The organism is Candidatus Neomarinimicrobiota bacterium, from assembly GCA_036476315.1.
Classification (GTDB): Bacteria; Fidelibacterota; Marinisomatia; order Marinisomatales; family S15-B10; genus JAZGBI01.
In genome coordinates, this window is sequence record JAZGBI010000035.1 from 1 (window position 1) to 17,817 (window position 17,817).

The 17,817-nt window shown below is 51.5% G+C and carries 17 protein-coding genes and 1 pseudogene; 16 read left to right on the plus strand and 2 right to left on the minus strand.

The window, feature by feature from the left end; genetic code table 11:
- The 5 genes from V3U24_03775 to V3U24_03795 form a co-directional block, all read left to right on the plus strand.
- Positions 1–712, plus strand: a 712-nt coding sequence (locus V3U24_03775; protein MEE9166568.1) for a hypothetical protein, incomplete at its 5' end; no start/stop codon positions are given.
- Positions 713–739: 27 nt separating this feature from the next.
- A complete protein-coding gene (locus tag V3U24_03780; protein ID MEE9166569.1) occupies positions 740–1,441 on the plus strand; it encodes an ABC transporter ATP-binding protein in 702 nt (233 codons plus the stop codon).
- 11 nt (positions 1,442–1,452) lie between these two features.
- The gene (locus V3U24_03785) at positions 1,453–2,628 is read left to right on the plus strand and encodes an FtsX-like permease family protein (GenBank protein MEE9166570.1); all 1,176 of its coding nucleotides are present in this window, start codon (positions 1,453–1,455) and stop codon (positions 2,626–2,628) included.
- A 23-nt stretch (positions 2,629–2,651) separates the two neighbouring features.
- Entirely contained in the window at positions 2,652–3,899 is a 1,248-nt protein-coding gene (locus tag V3U24_03790) for an FtsX-like permease family protein (GenBank protein ID MEE9166571.1), read from the plus strand.
- Positions 3,900–3,939: 40 nt separating this feature from the next.
- Entirely contained in the window at positions 3,940–4,677 is a 738-nt protein-coding gene (locus V3U24_03795) for an outer membrane lipoprotein-sorting protein (GenBank protein MEE9166572.1), read from the plus strand.
- Between the two features lie 20 nt (positions 4,678–4,697).
- Here V3U24_03795 and V3U24_03800 read toward each other — a convergent pair whose 3' ends face one another.
- Positions 4,698–5,528: an aldo/keto reductase gene (locus V3U24_03800; GenBank protein MEE9166573.1), complete on the minus strand. Its 831-nt coding sequence runs from the start codon at positions 5,526–5,528 to the stop codon at positions 4,698–4,700.
- Positions 5,529–5,643: 115 nt separating this feature from the next.
- On the opposite strand from V3U24_03800, the gene V3U24_03805 reads away from it, so the two are divergent.
- The 9 genes and pseudogenes from V3U24_03805 (at position 5,644) to V3U24_03845 (ending at position 16,764) form a co-directional block, all read left to right on the plus strand.
- Entirely contained in the window at positions 5,644–6,087 is a 444-nt protein-coding gene (locus V3U24_03805) for an Rrf2 family transcriptional regulator (protein ID MEE9166574.1), read from the plus strand.
- 85 nt (positions 6,088–6,172) lie between these two features.
- On the plus strand, positions 6,173–7,348 hold the full coding sequence (locus V3U24_03810; protein ID MEE9166575.1) for a c-type cytochrome: 1,176 nt from the start codon (positions 6,173–6,175) through the stop codon (positions 7,346–7,348).
- Between the two features lie 49 nt (positions 7,349–7,397).
- Positions 7,398–11,042, plus strand: a complete 3,645-nt coding sequence (locus V3U24_03815) for a nitrate reductase subunit alpha (GenBank protein MEE9166576.1) — start codon at positions 7,398–7,400, stop codon at positions 11,040–11,042.
- A 39-nt stretch (positions 11,043–11,081) separates the two neighbouring features.
- The gene (gene narH / locus V3U24_03820; GenBank protein MEE9166577.1) at positions 11,082–12,590 is read left to right on the plus strand and encodes a nitrate reductase subunit beta; all 1,509 of its coding nucleotides are present in this window, start codon (positions 11,082–11,084) and stop codon (positions 12,588–12,590) included.
- 2 nt (positions 12,591–12,592) lie between these two features.
- Positions 12,593–13,219 carry a nitrate reductase molybdenum cofactor assembly chaperone gene (narJ, locus tag V3U24_03825; protein MEE9166578.1) on the plus strand — a complete coding sequence of 209 codons (627 nt, stop codon included), beginning with the start codon at positions 12,593–12,595 and terminating at the stop codon, positions 13,217–13,219.
- Entirely contained in the window at positions 13,212–13,904 is a 693-nt protein-coding gene (narI, locus tag V3U24_03830) for a respiratory nitrate reductase subunit gamma (GenBank protein ID MEE9166579.1), read from the plus strand. The genes narJ and narI overlap by 8 nt, the downstream gene beginning before the upstream one ends.
- Positions 13,905–14,014: 110 nt before the next feature.
- Positions 14,015–15,217 (plus strand): annotated as a pseudogene (locus tag V3U24_03835) (MFS transporter).
- Positions 15,197–15,613 carry a ferredoxin gene (locus tag V3U24_03840; GenBank protein ID MEE9166580.1) on the plus strand — a complete coding sequence of 139 codons (417 nt, stop codon included), beginning with the start codon at positions 15,197–15,199 and terminating at the stop codon, positions 15,611–15,613. Before V3U24_03835 ends, V3U24_03840 begins: the two are co-directional and overlap by 21 nt.
- Before the next feature lie 104 nt (positions 15,614–15,717).
- Positions 15,718–16,764, plus strand: coding sequence for a tellurite resistance/C4-dicarboxylate transporter family protein (locus V3U24_03845; GenBank protein MEE9166581.1), 1,047 nt, complete (start codon positions 15,718–15,720; stop codon positions 16,762–16,764).
- Positions 16,765–16,792: 28 nt separating this feature from the next.
- Here the strand turns inward: V3U24_03845 and V3U24_03850 are convergent, their stop codons facing one another.
- Positions 16,793–17,173 (minus strand): hypothetical protein, encoded by a 381-nt coding sequence (locus tag V3U24_03850; GenBank protein MEE9166582.1) that lies wholly within the window; start codon positions 17,171–17,173, stop codon positions 16,793–16,795.
- A 53-nt stretch (positions 17,174–17,226) separates the two neighbouring features.
- Between V3U24_03850 and V3U24_03855 the strand changes: the two genes are divergently transcribed.
- Positions 17,227–17,322: a DUF488 family protein gene (locus V3U24_03855; protein MEE9166583.1), complete on the plus strand. Its 96-nt coding sequence runs from the start codon at positions 17,227–17,229 to the stop codon at positions 17,320–17,322.
- A 261-nt stretch (positions 17,323–17,583) separates the two neighbouring features.
- Positions 17,584–17,817: formate/nitrite transporter family protein (locus tag V3U24_03860; protein ID MEE9166584.1), on the plus strand; the 234-nt coding region annotated here is incomplete at its 3' end.

Here is a 17,817-nt window from a genome sequence, read left to right on the forward strand (position 1 = left end):
ACAGGACCCTCTCCAACTGGCGGGAGGGGTGTACGGTCTCAGATTGCGGTATGATTTTCAGAACAATTCAAACATATGGCTTTGGGGTTTGTACGGAAATAAAGACACCAAAGGATTAGAAGTCATACCAACAGAAGAGGAATCGCCTGAATACGGAGGTAGATTTCAATATCCCGTCGGGAACGGGGAGATGGCCATCACAACCCACAGTCGCGCGATCGATATCTCCGGCGAACGTATATCCGAGAAAAGAATAGCTCTGGATGGAGTCTGGGACGCAGGAATTGGAGTCTTGTTTGAATCGGCATTGATAAAAACAGATATGAAAGATTCCGAGCTCAGTTGGCAATCGTTCCTGACTCTCGGGATGGACTACACCTTTGGAATCGGAAATGGATTGACTGTGCTGTATGAACATCTTCTGTTCACCGTTGATGATACACCGTTCGGCACGGCTACGAAGAGAAACATGTCCGGATTGATGATACTCTATCCACTGGCATTGATGGATCAGCTATCCTATTTCAGTTTTTATGATTGGAATGATAATCTACCGTACCACTACCTGAGTTGGCAGCGGAATTATGATTCCTGGATATTTCACGTAAGTGTTTTTGGGAGCAGAGCAAATACCGGATCGGCCGAAGAAGGTCAGTCAATGACAAGCTTTGGCAGAAAAGGTATCCAACTAATGATCATCTTCAATCACTGATATGACCAGTAATACGGGGAAAAAACAATGAAGAACTCCGCACTTATCACGGTAAAAGATCTGGTGAAGACATTTCCAATGGGGAAGCGTGCATTCACGGCGCTGAAAGATGTCAGTTTGACGTTTAACGCCGGTGAATTTGCAGGAATTGTTGGTCCCAGCGGGTCGGGGAAAACCACCCTGTTGAATATTCTAGGATCCCTGGATGTTCCTACCCGGGGAGAAGCCGTTGTTTTAGGGCAGTCCGTCAGTGGGCTCACCCCGAAAGAAGCGGCTGACCTGAGAAATAATCATTTGGGGTTTATATTCCAAACCTACAACCTGTTGCCAGTGTACACCGTTTATGAAAATGTGGAATTGCCCCTTCTGCTCTTGAAGATGCCTGCCGCTGAACGGAAACAAACGGTACTGCAATCGCTGGAGTGGTTGGGCTTAGCAGACAAGCTGAAGTCGCGACCATCGCAACTTTCAGGAGGAGAATGTCAACGGGTGTCCATTGCCCGCGCCATGGTAAAAGTTCCAAAAATTGTCCTGGCCGATGAACCCACCGCCAATCTGGATGCCAAGAATTCTCATCACATTCTGCAAACCATGGAAAAGCTGAACCGGGATTTGGACACCACATTCATTTTCGCCACCCACGATGAAAAAGTGATCCAGTATTTGCGGCGTAAGATCAGCCTGGATGACGGGCAGGTGGTGAGTGATGAAACCATAACCGGTAAGTAAAGGGAGGCATCATGTTATTAGCATTAAAATTAGCATATCGAAATCTCATGGGCGCGAAATTACGCACCTGGTTGAATGTTTTCGTTTTATCGCTTTCCTTTGTGGTGATCATCTGGCAGAAGGGATTCATAAACGGCTGGGATCAGCAGGCGCGGCGCGATACCATTGAATGGGAAATCGGCGGCGGACAATACTGGCAGGAAAATTATGATCCCTATGATCCATTCACACTTGACGATAGCCATGCCCGGTTATCCGACGCCACGGAACGGACCGTTGCCGAAGGAAAACTAACGCCGATTCTCATATCACAGGCCACAATGTATCCGGAGGGACGCATTCAAAATATCTTGCTGAAGGGCATCGATCCCGGTCAGCAGATCATAGAATTACCATCATCCAATCTGGTAACGGAAAACGATGAAATTCCAGCCATGATCGGCACACGCAACGCAAAAAACAGTAAACTGGCAATCGGTGATTATGTAACCGTGCGCTGGCGTGATGCCAATGGAACCTTTGATGCTGCGGAAGTCCGGATCACCCATATTTTCAAAACTAACGTACCGACGCTGGATGTGGGTGTTCTCTGGATTCCCCTGGAAAAGCACCAGGAAATGATGAATCTGGAGGGCGAAGCAACCATCCTGGTTACCGCTAAGGAGACCGGTTTCGACGCGTCGATTGCTGGCTGGGATTTTAAGGATCATTATTTCCTGTTGACCGAAATACGGGAGATGATTGAAATGAAATCCATCGGCGGATACGTATTATTTGTGATCCTGATGTCTCTAGCCATGCTGGCCATTTTCGATACCCAGGTCCTGTCAATTTTCCGGCGCCAGAAGGAAATAGGTACCCACATTGCGCTGGGGATGACCCAGCGGCAGGTCATTGCCCTGTTCACGGTGGAAGGTGCCATGCACTCGGTACTGGCAGCTATTCTGGCAGCGGTTTACGGTTTTCCGTTGCTGGCTTATCAAGCTTCTGTCGGGTGGACCATGCCGGGTGGAGTAGATGATTATGGATTGACCATTGCGGATACGATCTACCCCGCATACAGCGTGGGCCTGGTACTTGGCACCACCCTGATCGTATTGATTACCACAACGATTGTCAGTTTTCTGCCGACCCGCCGCATTTCCAAAATGAAGCCAACCGATGCAATCAGGGGGAAAATACACTGATAAAATTTCTGGTAAACGGGCTGTTGCGTGACCGTCAGCGTAGCCTTATTCCGATCCTGATTGTTGCCATTGGCGTCTGGATCACCGTTTTCTTGCATGCCTACATAGAAGGCGTCTTCAATGATTTGCTTGATTCCACTGCCCGTTTTTCAACCGGGCACGTGAAGGTGATGAGCAGGGCTTATGCTGAAAATGAGAATCAGAAACCCAATGACCTGGCTCTACTTGGCGTGGACCAAATCACAGCTGACCTGCAACAGCAGTATCCGGAAATGACCTGGTCGAAACGGATCCAGTTCGGCGGTCTGCTCGATATTCCCGATGAAACCGGTGAAACACGTTCCCAGGGACCGGTATTCGGAATGGGCGTCGATCTGTTATCACCCGGCAGCAGTGAGATTGCGATCCTGAATATTGAAAAAGCCATCGTCAGCGGACGGCTGCCACAGAATCCCGGCGAGATTCTGATCAGCGATGAACTGGCACGGAGGCTTGAAGTGCAACCGGGCGAAACGGCCACCCTGCTCACTTCCACCATGTATGGCAGCATGACAGTGTACAATTTCACTGTGGTTGGCACGATTCGCTTTGGAGTTTTGGCCATGGACCGCGGTGCCATGATTGCGGACATAACCGACATTGAGCAGGCTCTGGACATGGTGGATGCTTCCGGGGAAATCCTGGGTTATCTGGAAAACAGGATCTACGATGATGAAAAGGCAGCCGTGATTGTAGACCGGTTTAATGCTTACCACTCGGGAGTGGAGGATGAGTTTGCGCCGGTAATGGGTAAACTGAAAGAATTAAGCAATCTGGGTGAATATCTGGCCATGGGAGAAAATTATTCCGGAATACTAATCTCCATCTTTGTCCTGGTAATGTCCATCGTTCTTTGGAATGTCGGCCTGCTGGGTGGATTACGCCGCTACGGAGAAGTGGGTCTCCGCCTGGCCGTTGGTGAGCATAAAGGACACGTGTATCGTTCCATGATTTATGAATCTGTATTTGTTGGATTGGTGGGTTCTGTTTTTGGAACCGCACTTGGATTGGGATCTGCCTATTGGCTACAGACCCAGGGGCTGGATATCAGTTCAATGTTAAAAAACGTGAATATGATGTTTCCTGCAGTTATCCGCGCTGAAATCACCAGCGAAACCTATTATATCGGTTTTTTCCCGGGTCTGTTTTCAATGGTTTTGGGCACCGCTCTGTCCGGGATTGGGATATATAAACGCCAGACAGCTCAACTGTTTAAAGAACTGGAAGTCTGATCATGGTGTCAGGAATTCATACAATATTAAAGGATTCATTATGAAGAATATCTTTATGGTATTGATGGGTATTTTGCCGGTACTAGGATGGGGCCAGACCCCCACTGGTGCTGAAATCCTGCAAAAGATCGATGAGAATACCATCGCCGGCAACCGTTCAGCCACGAGCACCATGATTGTTCATGGCCGTCGCAGTGATCGTACCATGACTCTTAAATCCTGGATTGAGGGATCGGACAAATCCTTCAGTGAGTATTTAGCGCCAGCCCGTGAAAAGGGAACCAAGATGCTGAAATTAGGTGACCAGTTATGGATGTACTCACCGCAGTCGGACCGTATTATCCGGATTGCCGGTCACATGCTGCGCCAATCCATGATGGGCTCTGATTTTTCCTACGAAGATATGATGGAGGATCGTAGCCTTACCGATACCTACAGCGCCGGAGTCCTGGGATCAGAATCCTTTCTTGACCGGGATTGCTGGGTGTTGGAACTGACAGCCATCGTTGATGATGTGGCCTATTATTCCCGGAAAATCTGGGTGGATAAAGAAAGGATGGTGCCTCTAAAGGAAGACCGTTTTGCCAAGAGCGGGAAATTGTTGAAAACCACCGAGATCAATGAAGTGTTTAAAGTCGGTGAACGGTGGTATCCCAAAAAGATGATCCTCAAGGATGTGCTATCAAAAGGGAAGGGTACGGAATTCATCATCGAATCGATCGAGTTTGATGTGAATATCCCGGATCATGTTTTTTCCAAGGCTTCTCTCAGAAAGTGACGACTTGCCGTCTCTCCGTTTTACCTGACTCCCGTTGGGTCCCAACTGGTTCTTAGTTCTTCGTGAAAGGAATCAAGAAACTCCATATCCTCGGGCAGGATCGAGAAGTCGAAAACATGAGCGTTTTCGCGAATCCTCTCCTTCGTGGATGATTTCGGTATGACCACGGTCCCCTTTTGCAATCCCCACCTGATGAGTATCTGTGCCGGTGTTTTGGAGTATTTCTCAGCTATCCCTATCAGTTTCTGATCTTTCAACTTCCGGCCTTTGGTCAGAGGAGCGTATGCTTCCAACAGGATGTCGTGGGATCTGCAGAACTCCAGAAGGTCTTTCTGATATAGATAGGGATGAAACTCCACCTGGTTCACGGCCGGCACGGTTGAGGAATATCCGAGAAGTTCCTCGAGGTGCCCAATGGTGTAGTTACTCACACCGATTGACCGGCATTTTCCCTCACGTTGAAGCGTTTCCATGGCCCTCCACGTTTCCCGTCGCAGGTCTTCCACGGGCCAGTGGATGAGGTAGAGATCAACGTAGGAAAGTCCGAGTTCCTTGAGACTCTTCCCACATGCGTTCAGGGTAGACTCGTAACCGTGATCGGAATTCCACAGTTTTGTAGTGATGAACACTTCCTCTCTCGGAATATCACTTTGGCGGAGAGCCTCGCCCACCTCTTTTTCATTTCCATACATTCTTGCCGTGTCGATCAACCGGTAGCCGGTACGTAGGGCCTCAAGCACCGCTTCCCGGGTCTTCCTACTTCTTCCTGCCTGGTAGGTGCCTAGGCCGAAGATGGGTACCTGAATGCCATTGTTCAGCGTCAGCTTCGCGGTGAGGGATATCTCATTCATAGTTGGAGACCTCCGAAGATTCAATCCAAAGCTGAATTTATGAAAATGTCACCAATTTATCGTTGACTTAAAACACGATGTTGGCTATCTTAGAACTAAGAGTCTTAAATCTTAAATGCTTCTAAACAAGTCCACCGAACATGCTATCCGTCTTGTCCTCTACCTGACCCGGTTCCAGAACGGCAACTTCAGGCGCATCAGGGAAATCGCCGAAGAGTGCGGTGTTTCCTACTTCCAGCTTGGCAAGGTTGCTCAATCTCTGATCAAAGCGGGCATCCTTGAATCCTATACAGGCCCCCACGGAGGGGTTAGACTCACAAAGGGCCGTTCTGAAACACGACTGTACGATATTCTGGAAGCAGTTGAGGGGACAGACATTTTCGAGAGGTGTGTCTTAGGATTTCAAGAATGTGGTGACGTTAATCCCTGTCCGGTTCATGATCATTGGAAGAAAGCAAGATCGGTCATATCGCAGTTGTTCAAGGAGCGGACGGTGGAAGAATTCGTCGATGAAGAATTCGTCGAATTTGACTCTCGGGTGTTTTCACCGAAGCATTAGGAATTACTCTTTGAGACTAACAAGAAAGATCTGCTTGAGCCCTTGCAGGATAGGATTTAGACATTTTTAATGGGAGTGTGTTAATATGAAATCGGACAAACATTTCACGATTACTATCTTCAGTTTGTTTGCAGTCATTTTGACAATAATTACGCTGGGGAGTGCACAGGTAACCGGAGTGACGAGTGGTGGTGAAAACCTCTACACGAAACATTGTTTGATCTGCCACGGTGACAAAGGGTTGGGAGATGGCCCCGCTGCTCGTTTCCTCGACCCCAAGCCACGTGATTTCACGAGCGGCGTTTTCAAGATTCGTTCCACGCCTTCTTTGCCCACGGACGAAGATATTTTCCGAACGCTTACCCGCGGCATACCCGGAACCCTGATGCCCTCATTTGTGGACCTGACCGGAGAAGAGAGATGGGACCTGGTGGCATATGTAAAAAGTTTCTCCGAGGCGTTCCAGAGTGAGACGCCAACACCGATTTCATTCCCGGATCCTCCTCCCGAAACAGAAGAGCTTCTTGCGTTGGGAGAGAAACTCTACAATGAGGCAGGGTGCGTGGCATGTCACGGACAATTTGGGAAGGGAGATGGTCCAGCTGCGAAGACCCTTCAAGATGAGTGGGGGAACCCCATTATTCCATATGATTTTACAGTTCCCGGCAGAATGAAGGGGGGTTCGACAGTGAATGATGTCTATAGGTCATTTTCTGTCGGGATTGGTGGTACCCCTATGCCGGCGTATGGAGAAATCTACAGTGAGGAACAGAATTGGGCACTCTCCTACTATGCCCTGTCGCTTGCGGAGGAAGAATTTCTGGAGGAGTTCCCGTTGTTGGGTAATTCCATTACGGGCAGGGATCTGTTTACGGGCATCACTCCCTTGGAAAACGGTGGCTCGCCCTGTATCGCCTGCCACAGTGTCACAGGGATTGGCGCTCTTGGCGGTGGTGTCATGGGGCCCGACCTGACTCGCACCCACAACAAGTTTGGCGAGTACGGGATCGCTACCATATTGACTGCTTTCCCTTTCCCGGTGATGAATCCTCTTTTTAGCGAGAATCTTTTGACAGAACAAGAACAGGTTGACCTCGCTGCCTTCTTACAGGAGACTGTGGCAAGGCGTCCTACCCAGGCGATTGGTCGACTGGTCATGATGGCCGGGAGCGGAACAGTGATCCTGTTTCTCCTGGCCAATCTCCCCTGGCGTCGTCGCCTGACCGAGGTGCGCAGGCCAATGGTGAAACGGAAATCCTGATTGATAAGTGGGCGAGTAGCCAATTTGCCCAACAGTGGAGGTTAAGAATATGGGCTGGATTCAAGATTTAGTCGATCCCAAGAAACGCCAGTGGGAGGAATTTTACCGCAATCGCTGGCAGCATGATAACGTCGTGCGCAGCACGCATGGAGTCAACTGTACCGGCGGATGTTCCTGGCAGGTATATGTCAAGGACGGTATTATTACATGGGAGATGCAGCAGACAGACTATCCCTTGTTGGAGTCACATCTACCGCCCTACGAACCGCGTGGTTGTCAGCGCGGGATTGCTGCCTCATGGTATGTCTACAGTCCTATTCGCGTGAAATATCCATATATGCGTGGCGCCTTGATGGACTTCTGGCGCAAAGCAAAGGCGGAACACGCGGACCCTGTCGAGGCCTGGGCTTCGATCGTGGAAGATGACAAGAAACGGACGCGTTTCCAGCGGGCACGCGGTAAAGGCGGCTTCCGCCGCTCCGGTTGGGATGAGGTGCTGGAGCTCATTTCCGCCTCTCTTCTCTACACCGCAAAAAAGTATGGGCCGGATCGTGTCTTTGGCTTCTCTCCGATCCCTGCCATGTCATACCTATCCTATGCCGGCGGCTCGCGTTTCCTGCAGCTCTTTGGCGGGGTGAACATGAGTTTCTATGACTGGTATGCTGATCTTCCCAACGCCTTCCCGGAAATGTGGGGCGACCAGACGGACGTCGCCGAGAGCGCCGATTGGTACAACTCGAAATTCATCGTCGCGACGGGCTCAAATCTGAACATGACACGCACGCCTGACGTTCATTTTATTTCCGAAGCGCGCCACGAGGGGGCCAAGTTTGTTGTGATTGCTCCGGATTTCAACCAGGTCGCCAAGTATGCCGACTGGTGGATTCCGGTTCAGGTCGGTCAGGATACAGCCTTGTGGATGGCGGTCAATCATGTTATTCTTAAGGAATTTTATGCAGATCGCCAGGTGCCTTATTTTATTGACTACATAAAGCGCTACACGGACTCGCCTTTCCTGGTGCAAATAACTCCAGGGGATGAAGGCTATCAGCCGGGTCAGTTCCTGCACGCTAAACGTTTGGCGCGCTACCAGGAGGTGGAGAATGGCGATTGGAAACAACTAGTAATCGACCGGAAGAGCGGTGAGCCGCGTATGCCAAAAGGCACGGTAGGCTTTCGCTGGCAAAAGGAAAAGGGCCATTGGAATTTGAAGATGGAAGACGGTCTGGATGATAGCCCAATCGATCCGGTTGTAAGTTTCCTGGATAAAAACGATGAGGTGGTTCAGGTCGCGTTCCACGAATTTGCCGAACACAAAACCTCCCTCCGCGGCGTGCCGATCAGGTATGTGGAAACTTCCGAGGGACGAGTGGCGGTGACGACTGTTCTTGATTTGCTGATGGCCCAGTTTGGTGTGAGCCGCGGTCTGGAGGGCGACTATCCAGCAGACTATGACGATGAAGCACCATATACTCCAGCCTGGCAGGAACAATATACCCACATTGGCCGCGACACGATCATCCGTCTGGCGCGAGAGTTTGCCGGTAATGCTGAGGCGACCAAGGGTCGCTCGATGGTCATCATCGGTGCCAGCATCAACCACTGGTACAACAACAACCTGTCTTATCGTGCGCCCCAGACCGCCCTGGTTCTTTGCGGCTGTTGCGGCGTCAACGGTGGTGGGATGAACCATTACGTGGGTCAGGAGAAACTCACACTGGTCGCCCCCTGGACCAGCCTGGCATTGGCCCTGGATTGGTCGAAACCACCTCGCCTGCAGCAAACCCCTATCTGGCACTATGTTCAGAGTGACCAGTGGCGCTACGAAGGTGACTTCACTGATTACGCCCCAATTCCTCCTAAAACCCGTTGGGCCAAAGGACATGCCGTGGACCTGACGGCAATGGCGGTGCGTCTGGGATGGATGCCTTTCTTTCCGCAATTCGATCGCAATCCTATGGAGTTGGTGCGCCAGGCTCAGGCCGCCGGAGCGAAAACCGACGAGGAAATCAAGCAGTGGGTGGTGAAACAATTAAAAAATGATGAAGTCCGCTTTGCTGTGGATGATCCGGACGCACCTGAAAACTGGCCGCGCGTCTGGATCATCTGGCGCGGTAACGCTATTCAGTCGAGCGCCAAGGGACATGAGTTCTTCTTGCGCCACTACCTGGGCACGCATGACAATCTCATCGCCGAAGAACATGCCAAAGATAAGGTAAAGACAGTCACTTTCCGTGAACCAGCCCCGCGCGGCAAGATGGACCTGGTGGTAGACATCAACTTTCGCATGGATTCCTCCGCCTTGTATTCTGACATTATTCTTCCTACTGCTTTCTGGTACGAGAAAAACGATCTCAATACCACTGATCTGCACTCCTTTGTCCACCCATTGGGACAGGCTGTGCCGCCGGTGTGGGAAGCAAAGACAGATTGGGAAATCTTCAAGGCTTTTTCAAAGAAGGTGAGCGAAATATCATCTTCCGTATTTTCGGAACCCGTCAAAGATCTGGTGACAACGCCGCTTAATCACGACACTCCCGACGAAATTGCCCAGACCGAGCCGCGTGACTGGCGTGCCGGTGAATGCGAGCCGATTCCGGGGAAGACCATGCCCCATCTGAACGTCGTCGAAAGAGATTACAGCAACCTGTATAATAAATTTATCTCCTTTGGCAGAAAGGTACGCGAGGATGGTATCTCCGGCCATGGCAATGTTATTCCTATTGCTAAGTTCTACGATGAGCTGCTGGAGAATCCTGTGGGAGGCTCACCGGATCCTCACCATATGCGTTGTGTGGAATGGAACGGCCAGAAATATCCTTCCGTAGAAGATGCCCTGGACGGGTCAAATCTGTTGCTGCACCTGGCGCCGGAAACCAACGGTGAAGTGGCCTATGCCGGATTTAAAGCCCAAGAAGAGCGGGTGGGCCTGCCCCTGGCCGATATGGCCGAGAATGTTCGTGACGTGCGCATGACCTTTCATGACATCACCCGCCAGGTACGGCGCACGCTCATAAGCCCCTGCTGGTCGGGTATGGTGAACGACGGACGGGCCTATTCAGCCTGGTGTATGAATGTGGAACGCTTGATTCCGTGGCGTACGCTGACCGGACGCCAGCAACTGTACCAGGACCATCTCTACTACCTGGATTTTGGTGAGCACTTGCCTACTTTTAAGACCAAACTCGATCCCAAAAAGACCGGGGACATCGTTCTCAGCGAAGTGGATGATCAGTGCCTTGTGCTTAATTACATCACGCCTCATGGCAAATGGAATATTCACTCCACCTATAAAGATAACCTCCGCATGCTGACCTTATCGCGTGGTATGGACCCTCTCTGGATTAACGACAAGGATGCCGATAAGATCGGAATACAGGACAACGACTGGGTGGAGGTTTACAACGACAATGGTGTGGTCGTGACCCGTGCTAACGTTAGCTCTCGCGTTCAGCCGGGGATGTGCTTGTATTATCATGCAGTTGAGCGGACGATCTATATCCCCAAGTCCCAGGTTCGCGGAGGGCGGCGCGCAGGCGGGCATAACAGCCTGACTCGCACCCGTATTAACCCGCTCTTAGTCGCGGGCGGATATGCCCAGTTTACCTATGGATTCAACTATTGGGGGCCCATAGGTATCTTTACTCGCGATACGTATTGCGTGGTTCGCAAGTTAGAGAAGCTTGAGTGGTGAACATAGACTCTAGTATGATCAAGAAAAGGAGATAGCAAAATGGATATTCGTGCACAAGTATCAATGGTCTTTCACCTGGACAAGTGCATTGGTTGCCACACTTGCAGCGTCGCCTGCAAAAACATCTGGACCGATCGTAAAGGTACCGAATACATGTGGTGGAACAATGTGGAGACCAAGCCGGGCACTGGATACCCAACTTTGTGGGAAGATCAGGAAAAATACAAAGGTGGTTTCGAGAAAAAGCAAGACGAGTTACGTTTGAAACTCCATGGTAAGGCAGGTGGACTCGCAAACATCTTTTATAATCCCTATCTTCCTACAATTGATGATTACTATGAGCCATGGACCTATGAGTATGAGAATCTCTTCAGTGCCCCGGAAGGTGATGACCAACCTACAGCTCGAGCCATATCCCTGATCACCGGCAAGCATATGGAGATAGAGGCCGGACCAAACTGGGATGATGATCTGGGCGGCTCACCGATCTATGCAGAAAATGATCCGAACTTAAAAAATGTTACTGAAGAGGAACAACTGGAGCTGGATGAACTGAAGCGGATGGTCTTTTTCTATCTGCCCCGCATCTGCAACCACTGTTTGAATCCCGGTTGCGTGGCTGCCTGCCCGGCCAGCGCCATCTACAAGCGCGGCGAGGACGGTATCGTGCTCATCCGGCAGGATAAGTGTCGCGCGTGGCGTATGTGCATCTCAGGTTGTCCTTATAAAAAGCCTTATTTTAACTGGGGAACAGGCAAATCGGAAAAGTGTATTCTCTGTTACCCGCGTCTGGAGAGCGGTCAAGCGCCGGCATGCTTTCATGCCTGCGTTGGACGCATCCGTTACCTGGGTATCCTGCTCTATGATGCGGATCGCATCAAAGCGGCGGCCTCGGTGCCGGATAAAGATCTGGTGGAAGCCCAGCGAGCGATGATTCAAGACCCGTTTGATCCCGAGGTTGTCGCCTCCGCCAAGGCCAATGGCCTGGATGACAAGATGATCGATGCGGCCCAGAATTCGCCTGCATATAAGTTTGTCAAACAGTGGCAACTGGCCCTGCCACTCCACCCTGATTTTCGTACCCTGCCGATGCTTTTCTATGTGCCGCCAATGCTGCCGGTGTTGGCGAGAGTGAAGGATGAGCGTTACGAGATCGAGGGTGCGGATAGTGAAGGGTTGACGCCTCTACTCAGTTCACTTGAACGGGCAAGGATCCCTTTGCGATATTTGGCCAGTCTATTGTCGGCGGGAAATGAGGAAATTGTTTCTGATGTCTATCATAAACTCATTGCCGTGCGGATCTATAAGCGTTCACAAACGGTGAAAGATGTGCCTGAAAAGCAGGTGAAACAGGCTCTGGCCCAAGGAAACACCAGTCCAGAGGAAGCCGAGGCAATCTTCCGCCTGACTTCGCTACCCACATTTGAAGAACGATTCGTAATTCCTCCAATGGCGCGCGAAATGGCAATCGAGACAACGACGGAACCCGACAAACACAAGCCTGAGACCGGCTTCGGCTCTCGTAAGGCCGCTGAGCGGAGGTGGTAACAATGGTTGAAGAGATTGCTGAACAGAATGTATTCCGGCTGTTCGCTGACCTTCTGGAATACCCCCGACCTGGTTTAAGGGAGTCTGTACGCGAATGCGAGGCATTGATCGCATCAAAGGACGCAGAAACCGGAGCGCTGTTGGGTAAGTTCCGCACCTTTGTGAAGGAATCGTCGTTGGAGAAAATGCAGGAGGTCTACACAACAACCTTTGATCTGGGCGCAACCTACCACCCATACGTGGGCTATCACCTGTTGGGCGAAAGTTACAAGCGCAGTGCCTTTCTGCTGGAGCTAAAAGAACGTTTTCGAGCCGAGGGTTTCACCGCGGAAGAAAAAGAGCTGCCGGACCATCTGGCGGTCCTGCTGCGTTTCATGTCGGTCTGCCACAACGAGGAGACAACAGAGGAGCTCGCCCGCGAGGGTTTATTGCCTGTGCTCAAGAAAATGCTTAAAGAAAATAAGCAAGCTGACCGTTCCGACAATGATAGCGTAAACCATGAGTTCAAGAGCGAGGAAGAAAAGGAGAAGCGACAAACCGGTCCGTACAGGAATGTACTCCAGGCACTGAGGTTTGTACTCCAACAACAATATCCAATGATGGAGAAGGAGGAAGAGATCCATGTTTGATCATCTGTTGTTTGCAGTTTTTCCGTATATAGCAATCACATTAGCCGTGGTGGTGGGAGTTTATCGCTATATGACCGATCGTTTCTCCTATTCCAGCTTCTCATCTCAATTTCTGGAGAACCGTCAATTGTTCTGGGGTTCTGTGCCGTGGCACTACGGAATTCTGATCATCCTGCTTGCCCATCTTCTGGCGGCACTGTTTCCCCATACCTGGGCAACTCTTATCGCAGCCCCGGTACGCCTTTACATTCTTGAAGTTACCGGACTGGCGTTAGCTCTCCTGACTTTAATAGGATTGGGATTGCTTATACTGCGGCGCCTGAGAAATGCCCGAATTTTAGCCGTTACTTCCCCAATGGACTGGGTTCTGCTTACGGTCCTACTTGTGCAGGTGGCCTTGGGCTTCTGGGTCGCTCTCTTTTACCGTTGGGGATCAGATTGGTACCTGCATACGGCTGTTCCCTGGTTGGTCTCACTGTTCAAGCTCAATCCACAAATACAATACGTAACCGCCTTGCCCTTCGTGGTGAAGCTGCACATGTTAGGGGGATTTGTTATCGTTGGACTCATTCCTTTTACCCGCTTAGTTCACATTTTCACAGTGCCTGTTGGCTATCTGTGGCGACCATTTCAAGTGGTGATCTGGAATCGGCGTGCCCGGGAAGGCCAAGAGAAACAGGCATAGTCCGGGTTCCTACGAACCGACCCGTTCTATGATCTGAAATCGACGAACAAGGAGTAAGAACGGTACCACCCTTAAAAGGCACTCCCAACCGCGCGTTGGCTGGAGCGACGATGGGATTCTTCATCGGGTTTGCCGCTGTAGCCCTTTTTGGCCCGGCGGCCGTGCGGTTCAAGGAGGTGATGAACCTGAGCACCACCGAGGTAGCTTTCCTGGTGGCCATGCCATCCCTTACCGGCTCGCTTTTGCGCATTCCTTTCTCAGCATGGGTGGATACGACAGGTGGACGCAAGCCTTTCTTGGTGCTCCTCGCCCTCTCTATCATCGGGATGGCCGGTTTGTCCCTGGTAGTCAATACCCTCTATCCCGATCGGCTTGATAAGGGCCTATATCCACTGGTTCTCATCCTTGGCGGGCTGTGCGGCTGCGGCATCGCCATCTTTTCCGTTGGCGTCAGTCAGGTCTCCTACTGGTTTCCCCGTGCCCGCCAGGGCCGTTCCCTAGCACTCTACGCCGGGATCGGCAATCTGGCGCCCGGCATCTTCTCCCTACTGCTCCCGATCGCGCTTATGGCATGGGGCCTGTCCGGATCTTACTTGGCCTGGCTGTTCCTGTTAGCCGTCGGCACGGTGATTTACGGGTTGACCGGACGTAATGCGTGGTATTTCCAGCTGCGGCAGCAGAAAATCTCTACGGCTGAGGCCCGTCGGCTGGCAGCCGAGCATGGGCAGGAGCTCTTTCCGTCCGGCAGCATCGTCGCCGGTCTGAAAACATCTGCCCGCAAGTGGCGGACCTGGGTACTGGTCATGATGTATTTCACCACCTTTGGCGGCTTTGTGGCCCTTACGGCTTGGTTGCCTACTTACTGGAGTTCCTATTTCGCCGTCACAGCTGTGACTGCAGGGGCACTGACGGGTGTCTATTCGATTCTCGCCTCGGGCGTCCGGATCTTGGGTGGTGTGCTATCGGACGAACTGGAGAAGGGGGGGGAAAACACGGCCATTCTGGCCCTGTTGATCACGCTGAATGGGGCCGTGCTGATGACCATGACCGATCAGTTCCAGGTAGCGGTCCCGGGTGTACTCCTCATGGCCATCGGGATGGGGATCTGCAACGCGGCTATTTTCAAGATGGTGCCCCAGGAGGTACCCGAGGCAGTCGGGGGCGCTGCGGGGTGGGTAGGCGGCCTCGGCGCCTTTGGCGGGTTCGTCATCCCACCCATCATGGGATTCGCCGTTCGACAGCATGGCCAGATGGGATACCCTTTGGGGTTTATCACCTTTGTCGTTCTGGCAATGCTCTCCTTGTCGCTAGTTTGGGTGCTGAAATACACACGAGCCATATCCGGCGGGGAAACAGGGAGTGTCGCGCTGGTAGACAGTGGCAGCACACTTCGACACCACAGTTCCGTCGAGGCAAGTGAAGTTCAGACATATCGAGTCATCATAGACACCAGCCGTTGCTTTGAAGGCGCAGCGAGCGGCAGGAACCCTCCGTGTGATCAGTGCGTGAGGGCTTGTCCGGAAGTTTTCGAAAAACAACATGCCAGCGCTCTCGCCCGGGTCCGGCGGGACGCAGAGCCTGGACGCCACCTGCCAGCGGTGCGGGAGGCGGCACGGCGCTGTCCGACGAATGCAATCCTCCTGGTGGAACTGGCACCCGCAAAATCATCAAATTCCGGAGACAGCGGCGATTCCTCGGCTGTAGCTTAAGACTAACGTCAGCAATTCGAGAAACAACGCACATCTTTCCCCAGTCATGGTGCGTAGAAACGCTCCTGCCTGAAAGGGAGTCTTGTTAAGCTGCCCTGGTTATAGTGAAAAGACAGGCTAAAGACCTATCTCCCGCTTACTTTGCAATGGTTATGGCCACTGGTATCGTATCCATTGCGGCCAAACTGATGGGGATGAGATTTATCTCCGATGCTCTGTTCTACTTGAACATTGTGGCCTATCTGACACTGTGGCTGTTGACAATCCTGCGTGTCATTTGGTACCCACGGGAATTCTTTAGCGACCTGGCTGACCATCTGCACGGCCCCGGATTTTTCACCACCGTGGCCGCAACATCAATTCTTGGCAGCCAGTTCATATTGGTTCACGAAAACTATCCGATTGCCTTGTTTTTGTGGGTTCTTGCCATCGTCCTGTGGGTGGTCTCAACCTATGCAATTTTCACCATCCTTACTGTCAAAGAAAACAAGCCTTCCCTCGCAGACGGAATCACAGGAGCGTGGCTAACAGCCGTCGTTGCCACCCAGTCTGTGGCCATTCTCAGTGCCCTCCTGGCTTCCCACTTCAAACAACCCGTCAGGCTCGAGTTGAATTTCTTCGCGCTATCCATGTGGCTTTGGGGCGGAATGCTGTACATCTGGATGATTTCTCTAATCTTCTACCGATATACCTTCTTCAAGTTCTATCCCAGCGACCTGGCACCCCCTTATTGGATCAACATGGGCGCCATGGCTATCTCCACCCTGGAGGGAGCGCAGTTGATTATGAATACCCCCGATGCCTGGTTTCTTCGATCGCTTCTCCCGTTTCTCAAGGGCTTCACTGTGTTCTACTGGGCGACCGGGACATGGTGGATTCCTATGCTCTTCATCCTGGCTATCTGGAGACACGTATACAAGCGGTACCCTCTTCGGTACGATCCCCTGTACTGGGGGGCGGTTTTCCCTCAAGGGATGTACACGGTTTGCACATTCCAGATGGCCTATGCTATGGAATTGGATTTCCTGAATGTGATTCCCCGCTACTTCATCTATGTGGCCCTCCTAACTTGGCTGGCTGCCTTTGGCGGGTTAATTCATCGGCTGATAAGCTATCGAGCCGTTTCCCAAGAAGCCGAGGTGTCAAGATGAACTCTGTTCGTGAATTTATGAGTAATGATCACGATCGGCTGGATGGACTGTTTCGGGAGTTTAGCGAGCTTTGGGGGGGAAGAAGCAGTCCCGGGCAAAAACCCTTTTCCGCCAGTTCAAAACGGGATTGGAGCGGCACATAGCATGGGAGGAACACATCCTGTTTCCAGGCTTTGAAGACAAAACGGGCATGAATGGGACTGGCCCCACTGAAGTGATGCGAGCCGAACACCGCCACATAAAGCAATTCCTGGAAAGGATCCATGAACATCTGGGAAAAGACGATATAACGGAGGTTCAGCCCCTTTAGGAAAAGCTTATCCAACTCCTCGCTGATCACAACCAGAAAGAGGAGCAGATATTGTATCCCTGGATTGACAAGTTTCTCACTGAAAGCGAGATCGCTCACCTCTATAAAGAGATGCAGTCGTTGTCAGCTGAAGAAGATAAACCGTCAGGTCAATGATCAAGGCCAAACGAGTTTACGAAGAACCTGATGATGAAGACGGATTCCGGATACTGGTGGACAGACTGTGGCCCAGAGGGATGAGTCAATAGAAGGCCAGAATCGATCTCTGGCTAAGGGAGGTGGCTCCGAGTGTTGAATTGCGGAAGTGGTTCAAGCATGAATCATCGAAATCTAGGTATGTATACTACCTGTACCTTCCAGTTAGCTATGGCTACCGGATTATCATTCCTGCTCTTCATACCTCGTTACTTTATTTACCTGGCTTTGCTGGCTTGGTTGGTCACTTTTGTCGCGCTGTTTTACAGGCTCACGAGGAGTATAGTGGTTGCCCTGATGCCGGAGAAGACCTGATGTACACGGATACGATTGATTATCTGGCGAATCTTGCCGCCAGCAGGGTGGCGTTATTAAAACGAAACCCGGTTGGCTTTTTCATTGGCTCGATGATGGCGGGAGCATATGTCGGCTTCGGAATCATCCTCATCTTCGTTGTCGGCTCAGCCGCTGACCCTGCCTATCAGAAGCTCATCATGGGGGGCAGTTTTGGGATTGCTCTTACCCTGGTCGTTTTCGCCGGGTCCGAA

Excerpts from the sequence above, each read along its gene's own strand:
- narI (MEE9166579.1), top strand. The coding sequence starts at position 13,212 with ATGTTTGATCATCTGTTGTTTGCAGTTTTTCCGTATATAGCAATCACA.
- V3U24_03815 (MEE9166576.1), top strand. The coding sequence starts at position 7,398 with ATGGGCTGGATTCAAGATTTAGTCGATCCCAAGAAACGCCAGTGGGAG.
- V3U24_03780 (MEE9166569.1), top strand. The coding sequence starts at position 740 with ATGAAGAACTCCGCACTTATCACGGTAAAAGATCTGGTGAAGACATTT.
- V3U24_03805 (MEE9166574.1), top strand. The coding sequence starts at position 5,644 with ATGCTTCTAAACAAGTCCACCGAACATGCTATCCGTCTTGTCCTCTAC.
- V3U24_03855 (MEE9166583.1), top strand. The coding sequence starts at position 17,227 with ATGATCAAGGCCAAACGAGTTTACGAAGAACCTGATGATGAAGACGGA.
- V3U24_03810 (MEE9166575.1), top strand. The coding sequence starts at position 6,173 with ATGAAATCGGACAAACATTTCACGATTACTATCTTCAGTTTGTTTGCA.
- narH (MEE9166577.1), top strand. The coding sequence starts at position 11,082 with ATGGATATTCGTGCACAAGTATCAATGGTCTTTCACCTGGACAAGTGC.
- V3U24_03795 (MEE9166572.1), top strand. The coding sequence starts at position 3,940 with ATGAAGAATATCTTTATGGTATTGATGGGTATTTTGCCGGTACTAGGA.
- narJ (MEE9166578.1), top strand. The coding sequence starts at position 12,593 with ATGGTTGAAGAGATTGCTGAACAGAATGTATTCCGGCTGTTCGCTGAC.
- V3U24_03800 (MEE9166573.1), bottom strand. The coding sequence starts at position 5,528 with ATGAATGAGATATCCCTCACCGCGAAGCTGACGCTGAACAATGGCATT.
- V3U24_03785 (MEE9166570.1), top strand. The coding sequence starts at position 1,453 with ATGTTATTAGCATTAAAATTAGCATATCGAAATCTCATGGGCGCGAAA.
- V3U24_03840 (MEE9166580.1), top strand. The coding sequence starts at position 15,197 with ATGCTCTCCTTGTCGCTAGTTTGGGTGCTGAAATACACACGAGCCATA.